This is a genomic window from Streptomyces sp. NPDC057654, assembly GCF_042800135.1.
Lineage (GTDB): Bacteria > Actinomycetota > Actinomycetes > Streptomycetales > Streptomycetaceae > Streptomyces.
In genome coordinates, this window is the sequence record NZ_JBHVHQ010001333.1 from 1 (window position 1) to 1,508 (window position 1,508).

Genomic DNA, 1,508 nt, shown 5'->3' on the forward strand with positions numbered 1-1,508 from the left:
GGTTGCGCTTCGCGGGCTCGTCGTAGTAGCCGCCGAACGCCTTGGCGCCCGCGTCCGTCAGCCGGGCCGGGACACCCGACAGCGTCACGATCTTGCCCTTGGCCTTCATCGGCTTGCCGCTCAGGTCCAGGTCGGCGAGGCGCAGGTCGTTGCTGTTCTCGACCTTGCCGCTCGTCAGGTCCTTGGCGGAGACGTCCGCGACCAGCGCGCCCTTGCCCCCCTTGACCTGCACCTTGAGGTCGCTGAACTTCAGGTCCAGCGCGCCCTCGTGGCCGGTGAAGCGGATCGCGCCGTCGAAGGCCGCGTCCAGGGCGGACTTGTCGGCGTCGTACGAGCCGTGGCCCTTCGGGAAGCGGTACCCGTCTCCGCTCTTCGCCGCGCCGCCCGACAGGTCGATCTTGCCCTTCGCGCCGCCGGTGATGTAGTCGCGGAACGACTTCTTCACACCCCAGTCGAGGTTGCCGTCCGCGATCGTGCCGGACTGGGCGTCGGATTCTCCGGAGCCGCCGGTCCCAGGCGTCCCAGGCGTTCCGGACGGCGTGGGCTGCTTGCTCGGCTGCTTCGACGGCCCGTCAGTGGGGTTGACGGTGGGGTCGGTGGGGCCCGTCGTCGGCTCGGTGGTGGGCTGCTGGGTCGGCTGCTGCGTGGGCTGCTGCGTCGGCTGCTGGGTGGGCTGTCCGCCGCCGTCCGTCTTCACGGTGAGGGTGGCCGGGTCCAGCTCCTGCCCCTCCTTGTACATGTCGTTGAACGCCGTCGCGCCCTTGGCCGTGAGCTTCGCGGGTATCTTCGCGAAGGTCATCGTGGAGTCGCCCCTGCTGCGCTGCGCCTTGGACAGGTCGAGCGAGGCCAGTTCGACATCGTCCTCGGTCTTGCCCGCCGCGGTGACGTCGGCGGTGATGCTGCCGGCCGTGCCCTTCGTGGACAGTTTCAGGTCGGCGAGCTTGATGTCGAAGCCGTGCACCTTGGAGATGAAGCGGACGCTGCCCTTGAAGGTGGTGTCGACGGCGTGTGTGCCCATGTCGTACGTGCCCGAGCCGTCGGTGAAGGTGAACGGGCCGTTGTCGGCGGCCTGCTTCGCACCGCCCGCGGTCTCGATCGTGCCCTTCGCCATCCCGGTGACGTACTTCCGGAACGATTCCTTCACACCCCAGTCCAGGGTGCCGTCCTTGAGCTCCACCTTCGGCGGGCCGGCCGCACCGTCGGCCGCGAACGCGGGCATGCTCAGCGCGCCCGCCCCCAGCGCGAGGGCCGTGGCGGCGACGAGAGCGAGCCGCCGCGCGGGGCGGACAGGGGGCGTGGAGGGGGTGGCGGTCATGGTCGGGTCTCTCCTTGAGGGGGTGTTGGGGGGGTATTGGGGGATGCGGTTCACGGCCGGGGAGGCCGTCAGTCCTTCGCTGGCGGCGTTCCGTCCTCCGCGTCCGCCCCGGCGGGGGAAGCGGCGGAAGCGGCGGCAGCCGTCCGGCGCTTGCGGACGACGGTGAAGGCGGCGCCGGCCGCGTTCAGCACGT

1 protein-coding gene is annotated in these 1,508 nt (G+C 70.8%); it reads right to left on the reverse strand.

Translation table 11 applies throughout. From position 1 onward, the window contains the following. Positions 1 to 1,315 (reverse strand): HtaA domain-containing protein (locus tag ACFU99_RS43345; RefSeq protein ID WP_384404221.1); only part of this gene is annotated, 1,315 nt, incomplete at its 3' end. Between the last annotated feature and the right edge of the window lie 193 nt (positions 1,316 to 1,508).